We start from the raw sequence: 16,924 nt of genomic DNA, 5'->3' as shown, positions 1-16,924 counted from the left end.
AAACTCAATTACCCGCCCCGATGTCGCTTGTATTAATTCTAGTCTTACCTTTTGCAGGCAGTATTATTGCCGCGCTGCTGCCTGCAAACGCGCGAAAGCTCGAGGCCTGGCTGGCAGGTTTAGTCGCCGTCTTGTGCGGTGTACTGGTGTTCAGCCAGCTTCCGGGCATTTTCGACGGGCATGTAATCAAGAATGTCATCCCCTGGATGACGAGCCTGGGTGTGGACTTTACCTTGCGTATGGATGGTTATTCATGGCTGTTCTCCATGATCATCACGTCCATGGGCGCCCTGATCGTGCTCTATGCGCGGTATTATCTATCGCCGCAAGACCCGGCTCCGCGCTTCTTCTCGTTTTTCCTGGCATTTATGGGTTCGATGCTGGGGGTGGTGCTGTCCGGAAACCTGATTCAGATGGTGGTGTTCTGGGAGCTCACCAGCCTTTCGTCGTTCATGCTGATCGCCTACTGGCATCATCGCCTGGACGCGCGACGCGGCGCCCGCATGTCGCTGACCATTACCGGGGCCGGCGGCCTGTGTCTGCTGGGCGGCATGCTGATGCTGGGGCATGTCGTAGGCAGCTACGATCTGGATGCCGTCCTGGCTTCGGGCGATCTTATACGTACTCACCCCTGGTATACCGCCATCGTCGTACTGGTGGCCCTGGGCGCCCTTAGCAAAAGCGCTCAATTTCCTTTTCACATCTGGCTGCCCAACGCCATGGCGGCACCGACACCGGTGTCTGCCTATCTGCACTCGGCCACGATGGTCAAGGCCGGCGTCTTCCTTCTGGCCCGCTTCTGGCCCATTCTGGCCGGTACTGATGAGTGGGCCTATATCATAGGCGGGGCCGGACTATGCTCATTGGTGCTGGGCGCTTATGCGGCAACATTCCAGATGGACATGAAAGGCGTACTCGCCTATTCGACCATCAGCCATCTGGGCCTGATCACGTTGCTGTTGGGCATGAACAGCAAGCTGGCGCTGGTCGCCGCCATTTTCCACATGGTCAACCACGCCACCTTCAAGGCATCGCTGTTCATGGCGGCCGGCATCGTTGATCACGAAACCGGTACGCGCGACCTCGGTCGACTCTCTGGCCTGTACCGAAGCATGCCTATCACCGCCGTCCTGGCCGTCGTGGCATCTGCTTCCATGGCAGGTGTGCCGCTGCTTAACGGCTTTCTGTCCAAGGAAATGTTCTTTGCCGAAACAGTCTTTGCCAGCGGCAACCTTTTCACCAGCTACGGCCTGCCCTTTGCAGCGGTGATCGCCAGCGCCTTCAGCGTTGCCTACTCGCTGCGTTTCGTGGTCCAGGTCTTCTTTGGACCACCACCACGCGATCTGCCGCGCGCGCCCCATGAGCCACCGCTACGCATGCTCATACCCAGTGCCGTTCTCGTTCTGACCTGTCTTGTGGTTGGCATTTTGCCCAGCTATACGGTCGGCCCCTTCCTGCACAACGCAACGCTGTCCATACTTGGGGATGCCACCCCCGTGTACGATTTGCGCATCTGGCATGGCTTTAACCTGCCTCTGGCCATGAGCTTCGTGGCCCTGGCAGGCGGTGTATTGCTTCTGTGGCTGCTGCGCCATCGGCATCGCTCCCAGCCCGGCCAGGCACCCTTTATCTATCGCTTCGACGGCCGCCGAACCTTCGATCTGGTTCTGGAGTGGCTGGATGCAGCCGCGGATGTCGTACTGGCCTGGACGCGTTCACCGCGCTTGCAGCCCCAGCTGCTGCTGATCGTCCTGAGCACTTTTTTTGTAGCCATGCTTCCGCTACTGTATGGTGGCTGGCTGGTTCCCGAGGTTTTCACAACCATCGACCCCTTCTTTGCCCTGATGTGGGTGGCCGGGGCAGCCTGTGCCATAGGCGCCGCGCGTCAGGCGAAATACCATCGTGCCGTTTCGCTGCTGCTGTCCGGAGGCGCGGGCCTGGTCACTGCCCTGACGTTTGCCTGGCTGTCGGCGCCCGATCTGGCCCTGACCCAACTGGCCGTTGAGGTCGTCACCATGGTCCTCATCCTGCTGGGCTTGCGCTGGCTGCCACCCCGTGTCGAAGGTGACGATGAACATCCTCCCCTGCAGAACAAGCTCAAGGCTTTCGTACGGCGTTTTCGCGATCTGATCATCGCCGTCATCAGCGGCGCAGGGCTCTCGGCCATTGCTTACGCAGTAATGACCCGCCCGCATCCGGAAGGCATATCATCCTTCTTCGTAGAGCAATCGATTCCCCTGGGTGGCGGAGCGAACGTCGTTAACGTCATATTGGTCGACTTCCGTGGTTTCGATACCTTTGGTGAAATTACCGTACTCGGCATCGTGGCACTGACTGTCTATGCGCTGTTGCGTCGCTTCCGTCCACCACCCGAGACCATGAGTCTGCCCAAAGCGCGCCAGAAGCCACCTACCTATGGCCGGCTGCTTGACTCGTTTGCCGAACCCGATGCAGCGGCAGAGATCCCCGGTGGAGTCATGAAAGTGCCCGCCGTCCTGGTGCGCCTGGTGTTGCCCATCGCCGCGCTGATTTCGCTGTACTTCCTGATACGCGGCCATAATCTGCCCGGAGGCGGCTTTGTCGGTGGCCTCATCATGGCCACTGCCATTATCTTGCAGTACATGGTTGGCGGAGTCATTTGGGTCGAGGCCCGGCCACGCATCCATCCACAGTACTGGATTGCCCTGGGCCTTTTGTGTGCCGGCACCGCTGCAATGTCCGTCTGGTGGGCGGCCAAACCTTTCCTGGCTGCCTTCAGCTGGGATCTCGTGCTCCCCATGGTGGGTCACGTACACATGTCGACCGTGTTGTTGTTTGATATAGGCGTGTACATGCTGGTTGTGGGCGCTACGGTATTGATGCTAGTGGCTCTGGCTCACCAGTCGCTCAGGCTGTATCGCAAACCGGCTGCCACCCAAACACAAGCCTCCAACGTACAAGGAAACACTCCCTGATGGAAATCGTCCTGTCCATTGCCATAGGCGTGTTAGCCGGATCAGGCATCTGGTTGCTGCTGCGGCCACGCACCTTCCAGGTCATCATGGGCCTGACCCTGATTTCATACGCCGTCAATCTGTTCATATTTTCAATGGGCCGGGTCACCCTGGGTGCACCGCCCGTCGTACAGACAGACTGGGCGGCCACCGCCAGCCAGTACGCAGACCCATTGCCACAGGCACTGGTCCTGACGGCTATCGTCATCGGCTTCGCCACCACGGCGCTTTTCCTGGTGGTGTTGCTTGCGTCCCGCGGCCTTTCGGATACTGACCACGTTGACGGCAGGGAGCGCCCACAATGAACGAATGGCTGCAACACTTACCCATTCTCCCTGTCGCTATACCACTCATGGTCGGCGCCCTGATGCTGCTTATCAACGATACGCATCGGCGCACCCGGCTCACCCTGGGTTTTCTGTCGATCGCCGCCCAGGCTTATTGTGCGGTCACACTTTTCTGCCTGTCGGCAGGCTATCTGCCCAGCAACTGGCCAGATGGCGTAGGCGTTTACCTGCTTGGGGACTGGCCGGCGCCGTTCGGGATTGTCGCAGTGGTCGACCGATTGTCTACCCTCATGCTGATCCTGACTTCCATATTGGGAGCAGCAACCTGGGTCTACGCCACCGCCCGCTGGGACCGCGCGGGTTCGCACTTTCATCCCCTGTTCCAATTCCTGCTCATGGGCCTGAACGGGGCTTTCCTTACTGGCGATCTGTTCAATCTTTTCGTTTTCTTCGAGGTCCTGCTGGCGGCCTCTTACGGCTTGATGCTGCATGGTTCGGGGCGTTCACGCGTGGCGGCCGGACTGCACTATATCGCTGTCAACCTGGTCGCCTCATTCCTGCTGCTGATTGCCATGGCCCTTATCTACGGCGTCACCGGCACACTGAATATGGCCGACCTGGCTGTACGCGCCGGACTGCTGGCAGGATCCGAAAGGCTGCTGTTTGAAACCGGCGCAGCCATACTTGGCATCGCTTTCCTGATCAAGGCAGCAGCCTGGCCCTTGAACTTCTGGCTGCCTGCCGCCTATGCCAATGCCTGCGCACCGGTAGCCGGAATTTTCGCCATCATGACCAAGGTAGGCATCTATTCGCTGCTGCGCATCGGATCCCTGCTGCTGCCCACCGGAGCTCCGGCTGCATTCGGCGGCTCATGGATGTTTCCAGCCGGAATGGCCACCCTTATTTTCGGTGCAGTAGGCCTGCTGGCCGCTGCCCAAACAGAACGCCAGGCCGGCTACTGCGTCATCATGTCTTCGGGCACGCTGTTTGCGGCGCTGGGCATGCCCGGCGTAACACTTACCGGCCCCGCCCTGTTCTACCTCATCAGCTCGGTGCTTGCCATCGGTGCGCTGTACATGCTGCTGGAACTGGTCGAGCGCACGCAGTCTTTCGGTGCGGACGTATTGGCGGTCAGTCTGGAGGCCTTCGACCTGGAAGACCCTGAAGCAGCCGATCGATCCGATGACGTGGTGGGTGTCGCCATACCGGCCGCAATGGCTTTTCTGGGCATGTCGTTCGGATTCTGTGCATTGCTGATCATAGGCCTGCCGCCCACGTCGGCGTTTATTGGCAAGTTTGCACTGCTGTCCGCCGCCCTGCAAACCTCGGCAACTGACACACCATCTCTGGCTGCCTGGTCATTGGTCGCAGGTATGCTGCTTTCCGGCCTGGTGGGCATTATTGCCCTGAGCCGCACCGGAATCCGCCTGTTCTGGAGCTCTGATGACACCGTTACACCCCGACTGCGCATCAGCGAGGCTGCGCCGGTCGGTCTGTTGATACTGGCTACGATCGCGCTTGCATTCTGGGCCGGTCCTGTCATGCACGAAATGGAGCTGACCGCCAACTATCTGGATCGCCCGATTTCATACGTCAATGCCGTCCTGTCGCAAAGCCCTGAGCGCGCCGTTACGGGAGTCAGCCAATGAGACGCCTCCAGACGCTACTGATGCTGCCGGTCATTCTGCTCGTTATCTGGCTGTTGCTGAACGACTCGTTTTCGGCCGGACAAATCGTACTGGGCACCATCCTTGCCATTCTGCTTGCATGGGCCGCATCCAACCTGCGCCCTTTGCGGGCAACCCCGAAACACCCTCTGATTGCTATGCGGCTGATTGTCCACGTCGCCATCGACATCGCCAAATCGAACATAGCCGTCGGGCGCATCGTCTGGCTGGGCGCCCGCGCCAACGCGACACCGGGATTCATCAGAATCCCCTTGCGTATCCGCGACCCTCACGGACTGGCCGCGCTTGCATGCATAGTCACCTATACACCGGGCACGGTCTGGTCCGATTATTCCGAAGAGGACAGCCTGCTGACCCTGCACGTGCTCGACCTGAAAGATGAATCAGAATGGCTGTACACCATACAGCAGCGCTACGAACGCCCACTGTTGGAGATTTTCGAATGAATCAACTTATATATTGGTCAACCGCCTTCGCGCTCGGCTGCTTTGTACTGAGCCTGACCTTCGCGGCGGTGCGCATACTGAAGGGACCCACCGCAGCTGATCGCGTGCTGGCACTGGACACCATGTACATCAATGGCATGCTGATACTTCTGGTGTTGGGCCTGCAATTTAACTCCACCCTGTATTTCGACATTGCACTGCTGATCAGCCTGTTCGGCTTTGTAGGCTCGGTCGCCATGGCCAAATTCCTGCTGCGTGGCGAGGTCATTGAACCATGATGGAAACCCTGCCCATCTGGATATCCATCCCCGTTTCGCTGCTGCTGATCATCAGCGGGCTACTGACCCTGACCGGCTCATTGGGCCTGCTGCGTCTGCCGACTTTTTTTTCCCGCATTCACGCACCGACCCTGGGCAATACACTGGGCGTGTTCTGCGTATTGGTAGCTTCCATCCTGGTTTCCTCGATGCTGGAGCACCGAGTGGTCGTACATCAGATTCTTATTACCATCTTTCTGGTCATCACCTCACCGGTTACCGCCACCCTGCTGATGCGGGCAGGCATCAAGCGCCAGGCACGCCAGGAAGAAAGGCTGATGCGTGAAAAAGGCAGCGTAGCGGACGCGGCTCTGGATGAACCCACAGGCACAGGACTGCCTTAGTCAGGCTTCCGGAATAGTTACCAGTCTGCAATATTCATTTACACCAACTGCAATCCAGGCTTATATACTGTACACAGACCTTCTACCCGGAAGGAAACAAACCTGAATCATAGGAGTACGTACATGATGCATACTCGACCGGATTTTCCCGCGCGCCGCCTCTTGGTTGCCTGCGCGCTGGGTGCATGCCTTGCCACACCGGCAGCTTTCGCAGCCGGCAGCGCTTCGTCTGCCGACATTCAGGCCCGCTACGAGCTGGATGTACAGCGCTGCAACTCGGGACAAACCAACCAGGACAAAGCTACCTGCCTGCAGGAAGCCGGCGCCGCCCGTGATGAAGCCAACCGTCATCGCCTGACCAGCAGCAACCAGGCTTACGATAAGAACCAGACCCAGCGATGCGAAGCATTGCCGGCCAGCGAGCGTGAAGATTGCCTGCTGCAGATGTCGGCACCCAACACCGCTACACAGTCCACTACAGTTACCGGCAGCGTCGGTGGTGGTGGCGTGCTGCGTGAAACAACCATCACAATGCCAGCCGCTCCGACAACGTCACCGGCTACACCGGCAATGCCTGCCTCACCGGCAACCCCGGCAATACCCGTCCCGGGCACCCACGTCAGCCCCATGCCGGGAAACTCACAGTAAATTCCCATTTCCCCGGCAAGCAGCTATTCCTGCTCTTGCCGGGTTAGTCTGGCCCCTATTCGCGGGCCCGGAAATACCACCGTGATGCGGGTACCGGGGAATTCTGGTCTGCTGACCAGATTCCACCAGGCTCCATGCGCGCGCGCTATTTCCCTTACGATGGCCAGTCCCAACCCCGATCCCCCCGCACCTGCGCGCGGCGAGCGATAGAAAGCCTCAAAAACCCGCGTGGCATCTGCCGGATCTATGCCTGGTCCGTTATCTCCGACGGAAAGAGAGGGAGGGTTTGCAGTCACTCTGAGGGTGATCACCGTAGCTCCCACGCCATATCGCATGGCATTGTCGATCAGGTTGCTGAGCAGTTCCTCCAGCAGCAAGGGGTCGACGTCTACCCAGACTGGTTCGTCAGGTGCTGACAACTCCAGGTCGATCTGCTGCGCTCTGGCCGCAGGTATCCACTCGGCACCACTGACCCTGACCCACTCACACAAATCCATACGCTTGAAGCTGTCCTGCGGGCGCCGGGCACTGGGGTCAGCTTTGGCCAGCACCAGCAACTGTTGCCCCAGCCTGATCATTCGGTCACTCACGGACTTGATACGCTCTGCACGCTCGCGCACGTCATCGGGCAAGTTGCGGGTCAACATGAGTTCAGACTCGAGCTTGAGTCCGGTCAGGGGCGTACGCAGCTGATGGGCGGCCTGACCTATGAAGCGCTTCTGAGCCTGCATGGAATCATCCAGTCGCAGTAGTAAATCATTGAAGTGCGTAACCAACGGTGCCACTTCTGCAGGCAGGCCAGCCATGTCCAGTGGCTGCAAATCGTCGACCGAGCGCTGGGAAATTTCGTGTGACAAACGGTTAATGGAGGCCAGGCCGGAGCGAACACCTGAAATCAGCACCCAGGCAAAAATCGAAATCAGGATAATCTGGCTGAGAATCATGGCCCAGAAAATATCCCGCAGCAGCCAGGTATCAAAATCGATCTTGCGCGTCATGACCCAGGTGGCAGCCAGGTCAAGGATAACCAGCACGATAACGGCAGGAAAAAGCCGCAATACCAAATGGCGGGCCAGAGACCCTGGCGGCGGCACCGCCGCGCGAAGCTTAGCCAGCACTTTCCACATCAAGCAGATAACCGAAACCACGCACGGTCTGTATGGTGGCGCCGGTTCCTTCCAGCCGTTTGCGCAGGCGATATACATAGACCTCGACGGCATTTTCGCTGAAGTCTGCATCCCAGGCTGACAAGGAATTGACAATCTGGCGCTTGGTCACGACTCGACCGACGCGTGCCATGAGCATCTCGAGTACCGAAATCTCGCGCACCGACAAGGACAAGCGTTCGCCGTTTACCCTTACCTCGCGCCCTACCGAGTCAAACAGCAACGGGCCCGCTTCGATAAAGGGTTGCGCCTGCCCGGCTCGCCTGCGACCAAAAGCGCGTACCCTGGCGGCCAGCTCGCTCAGTTCAAAGGGCTTGGTGACATAGTCATCCGCCCCCGCATCCAGCCCGGCAACGCGGTCTTCCACACCATCACGTGCAGTAAGGATAAGTACGGGAACCTGCTCGCCGGCGGCGCGTAGTTTGGCCAGGATTTCGAGCCCGCTTTGTCCGGGCAGGTTAAGGTCGAGCAGCAGCAGATCATAGCTTTGACCAGCCACCGCGCCCGGCACCTGATCGCCATCGGCCAGCCAGTCGACAGCGTAACCCTGCTCAACCAGAAATTCCTGCAGGGCGTGACCCAGCGTCGTATCGTCTTCAATAACTAGAACTCGCATTCCGTGATTCTATATCGAAGTACCACGCCGTGCCGATCAGAAAGGCATCAGCCCGGCGCAGCCGTCGCTGGTGCTGGAGCCGGTGCTGCTGCCGGCGTACCGGACGGCACGTCAGCCCCGGCCTGCGCGTCGGCGCCGGGCCGTGTAATGAAGCCCAGCCGCTTCATTCCTGCGGTGCGTGCGCTGCTCATGACTTGGGCCAGCACTTCATAACGCGTGTTCAGGTCGGCGCGTATACGCAGGTCGGGCTGCGGGTCAAGCGCAGCTTCAGCCGCAAATCGCTCTTTAAGCTCATCCATGCCTATGGGCTGCTCGTTCCAGAACAGCATGCCGTCGGCATCAACCGCAAGGTCGACAATCTTGGGCTCCTGCTCTACGGGCTGTGCCGTTGCCTGAGGGATATTGATCTTGATGGAATGACTGAGCAAAGGCGCAGTGATGATGAAGATCACCAGCAGAACCAGCATCACGTCTATAAGCGGGACCATGTTGATCTCGGAGACTGCATGGCTTCGCCCGTTGCCATTGTCAAAGCTGCCGAATGCCATTTATTCACCCTTGGAAGCGGCAAGCGTTACGCGACGCGTCTTGCCCGACGTTTCATGGACCTGCTGCCCGGTAGAAAGGAAAGTAAACAAATCATGCGCGAAGGCGTCGAGACGAGCCAGATAAACACGGTTACCGCGAACAAATCCGTTATAAGCCAGCACTGCCGGAATCGCAACAGCCAGCCCGAGTCCAGTCATGATGAGCGCTTCGCCTACAGGACCCGCAATCCGGTTGACCGTCACGCCATCGGACAGGCCTATTCCGACCAAGGCATGGTAAACCCCCCAGACCGTACCAAACAAGCCTACAAATGGCGCGGTGGAACCTATCGATGCCAGTACCGTCAGGCCATTTTCAAGCCTGGCGGTTTCTTCATCGATCACCTTGCGTATCGTGCGCGTAATGAATGCACTGGTAGAGCCTTTTTCTTCGAGCTTGAGCGCACCGTATTTGGCATGATGATTGCGTGCATGAATGGCATGGCTGGCCAGATGGGCAAACGGTTCATTCGCACCATGCGTGGCAATTTCATTCTCGACTTGCTCCAGCGAGCTGGCTGCCCAGAACTCACGCAAGAACTTGTTGGATCGAATCTGGACACGCATGTTGGTGAACGACTTTACGAAAATCAGATACCAGCTGATCAACGACATCAGCACAAGAATTCCGAAAAGTGTTTTCCCGACAATATCGCTGCCGGCGATAAAGTGCAGCATGCCACCCTGGGCTACATCTGCAGCCGTGGTGCCCACCGGAGCGGCAGGCGCTGCAGAAACAGCCAGACCCGCGGCCTCGGCTGCGCCCGATTGCACAGCGGGCGCTGCCTCACCCAGTTGTGCAAGCACATGCATCGCGCTATTTAGTAAATCGAACATGGTTGCTTAGGTCCTATAAAACAAAATCAAAAGGGATATCGGCCATGGCTTTATAGGCAATGCCGTTCTCCGTGTAAGGTTTAAAGCGTGCCGACCGAGCGGCCTTTAGAGCAGCCTCATCCAGCCTGCTATAGCCCGACGATGTACGCACGGAAGCGTTGACTACACCTCCCTGTGCAGAAATCAACACACGAATCACCACTCTGCCCTGCTCTCCACGCCGTTCGGACGCACGCGGATAAACCGGCATCGGCCGCTTGCCCTGATAGTCAACCTTACCAATCATGCGCGGACGGTTTGGATCGACCGGCTTGGTCGGCGCCTTGGGAACGGCAGGCGCTGCCGCCTTGCCCGAAGGTGGTGCCGCCTTGGGCGCAGGGGCCTGTTTGATGACCGGCTTAGGCTTAGGCTCTGGTTTGGGCTTGGGTTTGGGTGGCTCCGGTTTCGGCTTGGGCTTGGGCTTGGGCGGCGGTGGCGGCGGCTCCGGTTTGGGCTCGATGATAGTTTCCGGCTCAGGCTCAGGCTCAGGCTCGGGAATGATCTCTGGCTCGGGCGGCGGATAAGGAATCTCTTCCGGCGGAGGAATCTCGGCCTCAACGGGCTCTGGCTCGGGCTCGGGCTCGGGCTCGGGCGGTTCCGGGGTGATATCAGGTTCAGGCGGCGGATAAGGAATCTCTTCCGGCGGAGGAATCTCGGCCTCGACGGGCTCTTCTGGCTGCTCGATATTCGGCGCAGCATCAACGACCTCGTCCGCGATCTCGACAAAGCGTATTTCTACAGTTTCTGGCAGTTCAAGCTCGGGCTTGGCAGGCGGCTTGGCGCTAATGATGGCCGCAACCACCGCCAGATGCAGGCCCACGACAATAATAGCTCCCGACACTTTGACAAGCATGGACGAGGACTTGGGTTGGGCACGAAAACGCGACATGTATCCAGCAATAGTAAGGGTTGAACAGCGTCGGCGTCGTGAACTAACAGCTGCTACTTATTCGAGGTGAATATATTAACAATAATGCGAATTGTTCGCAATAATAAATCCGGGATCCTTACTGGCGAGGTTTTGCGTTTTATCAACGTTATTGCCAACGACAAACAAGCACTGAAGCTGAAAAACAAAAAAGGCACTTAAGTTGCCTTAAGTGCCTGATTTCGTTTTGCTTTAAGTGGTGGGTGCTGACGGGTTCGAACCGCCGACCTACGCCTTGTAAGGGCGCCGCTCTACCAGCTGAGCTAAGCACCCTTTTTGCATTCGTATAAACCAATTGTTCATACGAACCAGCTATTGGCCGGTAAACCTATGCAAATTCGGGTATTGCACTTGCTGCAAAACGCGATAAGAAAAAAATTATATATCATCGCGCCGCAAAATGCAATTGCCGGGTAGTTTAGTTAACGGCGTCTTTCAGTGCCTTGCCAGGACGGAACTTAGGCACCTTGGCTTTCTTGATCTTGATGGCTTCACCAGTGCGAGGATTACGGCCTGTACGTGCAGCGCGTTCGGAAACAGCAAATGTGCCAAAACCGACCAACGTAACGCTGCCCTTCTTCTTCAGCGTTGTTTTGACGGCACCGATGAACGCTTCAAGTGCGCGGCCTGCATCGGCCTTCGACAAATCTGCTTTGGTGGAAATGTGTTCGATGAGCTCGGTTTTGTTCATTAAGGTTTACCCCTAAAAATTATTTTTAGCCGACGCCGCCTGACGGCTGGCCCGGCATTTGATTGAAAAATACTTAAGGACGCAATTCGTACTACTCACAAAAGATCCTGTGAGCACAACCAGCTTGCATCACAGCAAAGCAGTCTTGGTTGGCTACCGCGTATTAAGCCTTTGAATAAGGAGCGTGTCAAGCGAAAAAGCTCCCAAAACCCGCATCGTTGCTGACTTTTATACTTTTACACTGCAACATTGACGATTTTTTGCACACGTGCCGGCAGCACCTGCCAGGCGTTCGATGCCATGGCCGGAACGGATGTAAGGCTCAGGCAATAATTACACCAGGGCCTGCTCAAAATCGCCGATAAGATCTTGAATATCTTCTATACCTATAGACACACGCAGAAAGTTATCGGAAATACCCATCAAAGCCCTTGTCTCGGGGCCCATTTCATAGTAAATGGTGTGCGCCATGGGCAACACGAGTGTCCGGTTATCGCCCAGATGCGTGGCCAGCGCAAGAACACGCAAACGATTCAGGAATTCGAATACATCAAGATCGTCGATCAGCTCGATGCCCATAAGGCCCCCATACAAGCCACCAAACAGCTGTCGGGCACGTTCGTGCTGGGGATGATCGGGAAGGCCCGGATAATGCACCCTGGCAACTTTGGGATGCTGGCTCAAGGCCTGCGCCAATGCCAGGGCGTTCTCGCAAATCCGGTGCATACGCAAAGACAATGTTTCCGCACCGGTCGCCAGGCGGTGCGCCGCTTCCGAGGATAATGTGCCCCCCATATCGCGCAGCCCTTTTTTCTTGATCTGGGTCAAGCCCCAGGAAGTGGGATTGCCCTTGCGATAGGGCTCAGCAATATTTGGATAAGCCGACCAATCATAGAGACCGGTATCGGTAACCGAACCACCCAAGGCATTACCATGTCCGCCAATATGTTTGGACAAGGAGTTCATCACCAGGGACGCGCCCACGTTTTTGGCCTGGCATAGCAACGGCGTCACCAGTGTGCTGTCGACTACATATACCAGACCCTTGCTTTTGCACCACTCACCTATCGCCGCGAGGTCAGCGATTTGTGTTCCGGGATTTGCCAAAGCCTCGGTAAATACCATGCGGGTTTCCGGACGCCAGGCCTGCTCGAGATTGCGGGCGTCGGTCGCATCAACCAGGGTTACCTGCACACCAAGACCTGCCAGCGTTCCAAGCAGACTATTTGTATTGCCAAAAATATGCTTGCTGCTGATCAGGTGATCGCCCGCTTTGAGCAGGGTAAAAAAGATGGCGGCCAGGGCGGCCATGCCGGTTGCAAAGCTGACCGTCGCCGTTCCGCCTTCCATCTGCGTGACCTTGAGCTCAAGCGCCGTCGTGGTGGGCGTGCCCTGACGCGCGTAAGTAAAACCAGCCTTGCCCTGAAACACAGCCGCCAATTCCCGAGCGTCGGCAAACGCGTATTCCGATGAGGGGTGCATGGGCTTGTGAATGGCGCCGTGCTCGACCGAGGCTCGTCGGTCGGAATGTACTATTGTGGTGGTAAAGCCGTTTTTATCCATGATGGGAAAAGAAGTAAGTGAAATGACGGGTCGCTGGTGGACTCAGACAGTGGTGCGTTGACGCACCGACTCATATAGGCATACTGCACTGGCTACGCTGACGTTAAGGCTTTCCACCGACCCCAGCATGGGTATCGTTACCAGTTCGTCGCAGGTTTCCCGGGTAAGGCGGCGCATGCCCTCACCTTCGGCTCCCATCACCCACGCCATCGCACGACGGGCCTGAACCTGATACAAGTTGCCGGTAGCCTGGTCGTCTGTGCCAACCAGCCAGACATCGCGCGACTTCAGGTTACGCATCGTTCTGGCCAGATTGGTCACCATAATATAAGGGACTGTTTCGGCCGCTCCGCACGCCACCCGCTGAACGGTACTGTTCAGCCCGACCGAACGATCTCTTGGTGCGATAACGGCATGCACGCCCGCAGCATCTGCGGTTCGAAGACATGCCCCCAGATTATGCGGGTCGGTCACGCCATCCAGAATCAACAGCAACGCCGGTTCGCCCTTGTCTTCCAGCAAATCAAGCACTTCATCGACATCGGCTGCAATCTCGCGCGCTTCGGCCAGCGCCACAACGCCTTGATGACGGGTACCCCGGGCCAGCCCGTCGAGCCGCTCGGCAGGAACCGGACGCACACGGATATTGGCCGCCTGGGCCTGTTCAATAAACGTTTGCATGCGCTTGTCACGTCGGGACGCTTCAACGTACAGCTCTTTGATGGAGTCTGGCGCATGCCGCAAGCGGGCAACCACGGCATGAAAACCGGCCAGAACCTGATGAGACGACATTGTTTTCCTTTGAAATAGGCTTGATGGGTGCATGGCATGCCACCCGAATCAACGGATGGCACTGCCATGTGAGCCTGAAACAGGCAGCTGTATTTTATCGCGCTTGGCCTGGCGCCGCGATGCGCTCACACCGAAGGAGCCGCAACTCAGCGTTTGCGGCTGGTTTTACTGCCTTTGCCTGACCTGCTGGTTTTGCCTGAGGCCGCGGCCTTGGCACTACGCTTGGCAGCCGCCCTGCGCTGTTGCGCGGTCGTGCCCTTCAGGGCCGGAGGCTTTGTCGATGCAGCCCGCTTGACGCGCCGGGCTCCTGATGCTTCGGGCTCTATGGAAGCTTTCAGCTGTTTGAAACCCGTGCCCTTGACCAGGCGGAACTCAATACGACGGGCCTCGAGATCAACCCGTGACACCTGCACCTGGACAGCATCTGTCAGACGGTAACGGATACCGGTACGCTCGCCCCGCAATTCATTCATCGCTTCGTTGTACTGAAAATAGTCGGATCCGAGCTCGGAGACATGCACCATCCCCTCGACATACAAGGTATCGAGCGTAATAAAAACACCAAAGCTGGCAACGCCCGTGACCCGACCACTGAACACCTCGCCCACATGCTCTTTGACAAACCAGCACTTTAGCCATGCCTCGACATCGCGCGAGGCATCGTCGGCACGACGCTCGCGGGCTGACAAGAGCAGCCCCAATTTTTCCCATATGGCGTGTTCGCGCTCGCCTTTGGGCAAGGCGGCGGCAGCTGAGATATCGTCAAGCTGGGGGATATAGCGCTTGTCATGCAGGACGCCCTTGATGACCCGATGTGTCAGCAAGTCGGGATAGCGCCTTATGGGCGATGTGAAATGGGCGTAGTTATCGTAGGACAGGCCAAAGTGTCCGGACTGCTCCGGGCTGTAGATGGCTTGCTGCAATGAGCGCAAGCACATGGTTTGTATGACCTCGAAGTCTGGACGAGGGCGCGCCTCTTTGATCAGGCGGGCGTAATCGGTCGTGGTGGGATCATCGCCACCCCCGAGGGTCAGGCCCAGATTGCGCAAATAGTCGCGCAAGGTTTTCAGTTTTTCAGGCGTAGGGCCTTCGTGCACCCTATATAGCCCCAGGCGCCTGTTACGCTTCATGAACTCGGCCGCGCACGTATTCGCTGCCAGCATGCACTCTTCAATGAGCTTGTGCGCATCATTGCGGGAATATGCCTCGATGCGCTCGATCTTGCCCAGCAGATTGCAAACTATACGGGTCTCGAGTGTGTCGAAATCTATGGCCCCGCGTTTGACACGGGCCTGGGCAAACAGCTGATAGAGCTCGTACAGGTTCTGTATATGAGGCAAGACAGGCAGCATGGCCTGCCCTGCCGGACCGCCCGGCTGCTGCAACGCCGCCCAAACATCGGTATAGGTAGTACGCGCGTGGGAATGTATGACCGCTTCATAAAACTGGTAGGCGGTAATACTGCCCGCCTTGGTTCCACTGGCTGCAATCACCATATCGCATACCAGCACCAGGCGGTCGGCATCGGGATTCAGCGAACAAATTCCGTTGGACAAGGACTCGGGCAGCATGGGAATGACCCTGCGCGGAAAATACACGCTGGTGCCACGGTCTATGGCGTCGTCGTCCAGACTGTCGCCCGGCCGTACATAATGACTGACATCTGCAATAGCAACCAGCAAACGCCATCCGGGGCGCTTGCGCTTTTCAGTGCCCAGATCCACAGGCATACAAAATACGGCGTCGTCGAAATCACGCGCATCTTCGCCATCTATGGTGACGAATGGAATGTCACGCAAGTCGATACGGCCTTTCAGTTCGGACGGTTTGACTGTGGGGGGGATCTTTGCAGCCTGTTGCAGCGTGGCCTCGGAAAACTCATGCGGAACGTCGAACTTGCGCACTGCAATTTCGATCTCCATGCCGGGATCATCGATTTCTCCCAGCACTTCCACCACCCGCCCCAAAGGCTGCGTATGACGCGTGGGCTGTTGCAGGATTTCAATAGTTACGACCTGCCCGTGCTCGGCCCCGCCTGTATCGGACGAGGCGATCAGGATGTCGTGCTTGATCCGCTGATCTTCGGGCGCAACAATAAAGGCGCCACGTTCCTTAAGAAAACGCCCTACCAGCTTGTTGGTACGCCGCTCGACCACTTCAACAATAGTGGCCTCGGGCTTGCCCCGGTACTCGCCGTCGGGTTTTGCCAAAACACGATCGCCGTGCAAAACCTTGAGCATTTCATGCGGGGAAAGAAATAGATCGGGGCCGCCGTCGTCGCGCAGCAGAAACCCGAAACCATCACGGTGCCCCTGCACCTTGCCTGCAATGAATTCCAGCTGATTGTTCAAAAGCACCTGACCCTGTGCATTGAAGAAAGCCTGACCATCGCGCTCCATGGCTTTCAGGCGACGGTCGAACCCAACGGATGCGGCGGAACTGCCGAGAGCCTTTGCCAGCACCTCGGGTGCAACGGGTGCCGGATTGGCGCGCAAATACTGCAAAATGACTTCCCGACTGGGCACATCCGGATCGAAATCCGGCGGCAACTCATGCCTGGAGCCACTTTCGTGGGTGTTTGTGTCTTTTTTAGATCGTTTGATCAACGGTGATTTCCATTTATTAAAAATATGGGTTATACTTTGCGCCTCTTAAAGATGTTGTGCAAAACGCAAAGAGCAGTATTATCGCAAACACGGTAAAGCGCTAGCATACACTTTATGCCCAGGTGGCGGAATTGGTAGACGCGCATGGTTCAGGTCCATGTGCCGCAAGGTGTGGAGGTTCGAGTCCTCTCCTGGGCACCACTCAGTAGTAACAGATAACCCCGTAATTCATTGATTTACGGGGTTTTTGTTTTGTGGGCTCTACTCCGTTATCGGGGGATCAGGGCATTCATCACACTCGGTTAATTACACCATTCCAACCGCATTGAGCCAAGACTCTCATACGGTAATTCTCAAAGTTCCTGAATCCATACGC

Annotated in this window: 16 protein-coding genes and 2 tRNA genes; 8 read left to right on the top strand and 10 right to left on the bottom strand. The window is 57.4% G+C overall.

The window, feature by feature from the left end:
• Positions 1-20 precede the first annotated feature (20 nt).
• The 7 genes from LKR43_RS09930 to LKR43_RS09900 all read left to right on the top strand — a co-directional run bounded on the left by LKR43_RS09930 (position 21) and on the right by LKR43_RS09900 (position 6,723).
• Positions 21-2,954 (top strand): monovalent cation/H+ antiporter subunit A, encoded by a 2,934-nt coding sequence (locus LKR43_RS09930; protein ID WP_227683900.1) that lies wholly within the window; start codon positions 21-23, stop codon positions 2,952-2,954.
• Positions 2,954-3,298, top strand: a complete 345-nt coding sequence (locus LKR43_RS09925) for a Na+/H+ antiporter subunit C (protein WP_227683899.1) — start codon at positions 2,954-2,956, stop codon at positions 3,296-3,298. Before LKR43_RS09930 ends, LKR43_RS09925 begins: the two co-directional genes overlap by 1 nt.
• Positions 3,295-4,929 carry a monovalent cation/H+ antiporter subunit D gene (locus tag LKR43_RS09920; protein WP_227683898.1) on the top strand — a complete coding sequence of 545 codons (1,635 nt, stop codon included), beginning with the start codon at positions 3,295-3,297 and terminating at the stop codon, positions 4,927-4,929. Before LKR43_RS09925 ends, LKR43_RS09920 begins: the two co-directional genes overlap by 4 nt.
• Positions 4,926-5,414 carry a Na+/H+ antiporter subunit E gene (locus LKR43_RS09915; protein WP_227683897.1) on the top strand — a complete coding sequence of 163 codons (489 nt, stop codon included), beginning with the start codon at positions 4,926-4,928 and terminating at the stop codon, positions 5,412-5,414. Before LKR43_RS09920 ends, LKR43_RS09915 begins: the two co-directional genes overlap by 4 nt.
• Positions 5,411-5,692 (top strand): K+/H+ antiporter subunit F, encoded by a 282-nt coding sequence (locus LKR43_RS09910; RefSeq protein ID WP_227683896.1) that lies wholly within the window; start codon positions 5,411-5,413, stop codon positions 5,690-5,692. Before LKR43_RS09915 ends, LKR43_RS09910 begins: the two co-directional genes overlap by 4 nt.
• Positions 5,689-6,075 (top strand): monovalent cation/H(+) antiporter subunit G, encoded by a 387-nt coding sequence (gene mnhG / locus LKR43_RS09905; RefSeq protein ID WP_227683895.1) that lies wholly within the window; start codon positions 5,689-5,691, stop codon positions 6,073-6,075. Before LKR43_RS09910 ends, mnhG begins: the two co-directional genes overlap by 4 nt.
• A gap of 123 nt (positions 6,076-6,198) precedes the next feature.
• Positions 6,199-6,723, top strand: coding sequence for a hypothetical protein (locus LKR43_RS09900; protein WP_227683894.1), 525 nt, complete (start codon positions 6,199-6,201; stop codon positions 6,721-6,723).
• 23 nt (positions 6,724-6,746) lie between these two features.
• Here LKR43_RS09900 and LKR43_RS09895 read toward each other — a convergent pair whose 3' ends face one another.
• The 10 genes from LKR43_RS09895 to rnr all read right to left on the bottom strand — a co-directional run bounded on the left by LKR43_RS09895 (position 6,747) and on the right by rnr (position 16,548).
• Entirely contained in the window at positions 6,747-7,850 is a 1,104-nt protein-coding gene (locus LKR43_RS09895; RefSeq protein ID WP_227684103.1) for a HAMP domain-containing sensor histidine kinase, read from the bottom strand.
• Positions 7,831-8,505: a response regulator transcription factor gene (locus tag LKR43_RS09890; RefSeq protein WP_227683893.1), complete on the bottom strand. Its 675-nt coding sequence runs from the start codon at positions 8,503-8,505 to the stop codon at positions 7,831-7,833. Before LKR43_RS09890 ends, LKR43_RS09895 begins: the two co-directional genes overlap by 20 nt.
• Before the next feature lie 47 nt (positions 8,506-8,552).
• Positions 8,553-9,053, bottom strand: coding sequence for a biopolymer transporter ExbD (locus LKR43_RS09885; RefSeq protein ID WP_227683892.1), 501 nt, complete (start codon positions 9,051-9,053; stop codon positions 8,553-8,555).
• Positions 9,054-9,929, bottom strand: coding sequence for a MotA/TolQ/ExbB proton channel family protein (locus tag LKR43_RS09880; RefSeq protein ID WP_227683891.1), 876 nt, complete (start codon positions 9,927-9,929; stop codon positions 9,054-9,056).
• A 13-nt stretch (positions 9,930-9,942) separates the two neighbouring features.
• A complete protein-coding gene (locus tag LKR43_RS09875; RefSeq protein WP_227683890.1) occupies positions 9,943-10,857 on the bottom strand; it encodes an energy transducer TonB in 915 nt (304 codons plus the stop codon).
• Between the two features lie 236 nt (positions 10,858-11,093).
• Positions 11,094-11,169, bottom strand: a tRNA-Val gene (locus LKR43_RS09870).
• Between the two features lie 145 nt (positions 11,170-11,314).
• The gene (locus LKR43_RS09865; protein ID WP_113931454.1) at positions 11,315-11,587 is read right to left on the bottom strand and encodes an HU family DNA-binding protein; all 273 of its coding nucleotides are present in this window, start codon (positions 11,585-11,587) and stop codon (positions 11,315-11,317) included.
• Positions 11,588-11,920: 333 nt separating this feature from the next.
• The gene (locus LKR43_RS09860; protein ID WP_227683889.1) at positions 11,921-13,150 is read right to left on the bottom strand and encodes a cystathionine gamma-synthase family protein; all 1,230 of its coding nucleotides are present in this window, start codon (positions 13,148-13,150) and stop codon (positions 11,921-11,923) included.
• A gap of 42 nt (positions 13,151-13,192) precedes the next feature.
• Entirely contained in the window at positions 13,193-13,942 is a 750-nt protein-coding gene (rlmB, locus tag LKR43_RS09855; RefSeq protein WP_227683888.1) for a 23S rRNA (guanosine(2251)-2'-O)-methyltransferase RlmB, read from the bottom strand.
• Between the two features lie 146 nt (positions 13,943-14,088).
• Positions 14,089-16,548, bottom strand: a complete 2,460-nt coding sequence (rnr, locus tag LKR43_RS09850) for a ribonuclease R (protein WP_227683887.1) — start codon at positions 16,546-16,548, stop codon at positions 14,089-14,091.
• Between the two features lie 116 nt (positions 16,549-16,664).
• On the opposite strand from rnr, the gene LKR43_RS09845 reads away from it, so the two are divergent.
• Positions 16,665-16,749: transfer RNA gene (locus tag LKR43_RS09845), tRNA-Leu, on the top strand.
• Positions 16,750-16,924: the final 175 nt, after the last annotated feature.

The organism is Pusillimonas sp. MFBS29 (assembly GCF_020687695.1).
Taxonomy (GTDB): domain Bacteria; phylum Pseudomonadota; class Gammaproteobacteria; order Burkholderiales; family Burkholderiaceae_B; genus Pusillimonas_C.
The sequence above is the reverse complement of the archived record's forward strand: the minus strand, read 5'-3'. Positions and strand labels throughout refer to the sequence as shown.

What these genes read in the sequence shown, in the direction of transcription:
- LKR43_RS09930 (WP_227683900.1), top strand. Translation starts at nt 21, where the DNA reads ATGTCGCTTGTATTAATTCTAGTCTTACCTTTTGCAGGCAGTATTATT.
- LKR43_RS09895 (WP_227684103.1), bottom strand. Translation starts at nt 7,850, where the DNA reads ATGTGGAAAGTGCTGGCTAAGCTTCGCGCGGCGGTGCCGCCGCCAGGG.
- LKR43_RS09860 (WP_227683889.1), bottom strand. Translation starts at nt 13,150, where the DNA reads ATGGATAAAAACGGCTTTACCACCACAATAGTACATTCCGACCGACGA.
- mnhG (WP_227683895.1), top strand. Translation starts at nt 5,689, where the DNA reads ATGATGGAAACCCTGCCCATCTGGATATCCATCCCCGTTTCGCTGCTG.
- LKR43_RS09875 (WP_227683890.1), bottom strand. Translation starts at nt 10,857, where the DNA reads ATGTCGCGTTTTCGTGCCCAACCCAAGTCCTCGTCCATGCTTGTCAAA.
- rlmB (WP_227683888.1), bottom strand. Translation starts at nt 13,942, where the DNA reads ATGTCGTCTCATCAGGTTCTGGCCGGTTTTCATGCCGTGGTTGCCCGC.
- LKR43_RS09915 (WP_227683897.1), top strand. Translation starts at nt 4,926, where the DNA reads ATGAGACGCCTCCAGACGCTACTGATGCTGCCGGTCATTCTGCTCGTT.
- LKR43_RS09885 (WP_227683892.1), bottom strand. Translation starts at nt 9,053, where the DNA reads ATGGCATTCGGCAGCTTTGACAATGGCAACGGGCGAAGCCATGCAGTC.
- LKR43_RS09865 (WP_113931454.1), bottom strand. Translation starts at nt 11,587, where the DNA reads ATGAACAAAACCGAGCTCATCGAACACATTTCCACCAAAGCAGATTTG.
- LKR43_RS09920 (WP_227683898.1), top strand. Translation starts at nt 3,295, where the DNA reads ATGAACGAATGGCTGCAACACTTACCCATTCTCCCTGTCGCTATACCA.
- LKR43_RS09880 (WP_227683891.1), bottom strand. Translation starts at nt 9,929, where the DNA reads ATGTTCGATTTACTAAATAGCGCGATGCATGTGCTTGCACAACTGGGT.
- LKR43_RS09925 (WP_227683899.1), top strand. Translation starts at nt 2,954, where the DNA reads ATGGAAATCGTCCTGTCCATTGCCATAGGCGTGTTAGCCGGATCAGGC.
- LKR43_RS09900 (WP_227683894.1), top strand. Translation starts at nt 6,199, where the DNA reads ATGATGCATACTCGACCGGATTTTCCCGCGCGCCGCCTCTTGGTTGCC.
- LKR43_RS09890 (WP_227683893.1), bottom strand. Translation starts at nt 8,505, where the DNA reads ATGCGAGTTCTAGTTATTGAAGACGATACGACGCTGGGTCACGCCCTG.
- LKR43_RS09910 (WP_227683896.1), top strand. Translation starts at nt 5,411, where the DNA reads ATGAATCAACTTATATATTGGTCAACCGCCTTCGCGCTCGGCTGCTTT.